Genomic DNA, 702 nt, shown 5'->3' with positions numbered 1-702 from the left:
GTTCCGCGTGCCTTACTCGGCGGGGACGGCCGTGATCTGCGCGACGCCGACCAGCAGGCCGACCTCGCGGCCGCCGACGACCGCGTCCGTGCCGAACGTGTCGTTCAGCAGGCCGGCTGCGTCCTCGGAGACGTAGACCTCGGTGCCCTGCAGGATGGCCTCGCCGTTCGGGCCCTCCTGGAGCGGGTTCAGCGTCGAGCCGTTGAGCTCGAAGATCAGGATGTCCTGACCCACCTCCGTGCCGTTGGCCGAGACGGTGCCGAAGAGCTCCGAGGTGCCCGGGTCGATGCGGAAGTCGGTCAGCTCGACGGTCGTGCCGCCGGCCGAGAGCGAGATGCCCGAGCCGTCGTGCTCGACCGAGCCCTGGACGTAGGGGCGGTAGCCGAGGTCCGGGTCCCAGTACTCGACGTTGCCGCCGGTGATCGGGAAGGCGAGGACGCCGTCGGTGAGGGTCGCCGTGCCGACGACGCCCGGGGTCAGGCCGAGCGAGGTGATCGCGTCGACGAAGCCCTGGTCGAGGGTGACCTGGGTGTCGACGCCGCCGAGCTGGTCGATGACCGCCGTGGGGTCGGGCGCCTCGGTGGACTCCGGGCTCGCCGAGCTGCTCGACTCGGCCGGCTCCTCTGCGGCCGGCGTCGAGCAGGCTGCGAGGGAGAAGGCGAGAGCGCCTGCGGCGAGCACGCCCAGGGTGGTCTTGCCGAG

Annotated in this window: 1 protein-coding gene; it reads right to left on the bottom strand. The window is 72.1% G+C overall.

The annotated features are described in order from the left end of the window. Positions 1–12: 12 nt before the first annotated feature. On the bottom strand, positions 13–702 hold a 690-nt coding region (locus FS793_RS15870; protein ID WP_222123786.1), incomplete at its 5' end, for a hypothetical protein.

Origin of the sequence: Agrococcus jejuensis (assembly GCF_007679035.1) — a bacterium.
In the GTDB taxonomy this organism is placed as follows: domain Bacteria; phylum Actinomycetota; class Actinomycetes; order Actinomycetales; family Microbacteriaceae; genus Agrococcus; species Agrococcus jejuensis_A.
The sequence above is the reverse complement of the archived record's forward strand: the minus strand, read 5'-3'. Positions and strand labels throughout refer to the sequence as shown.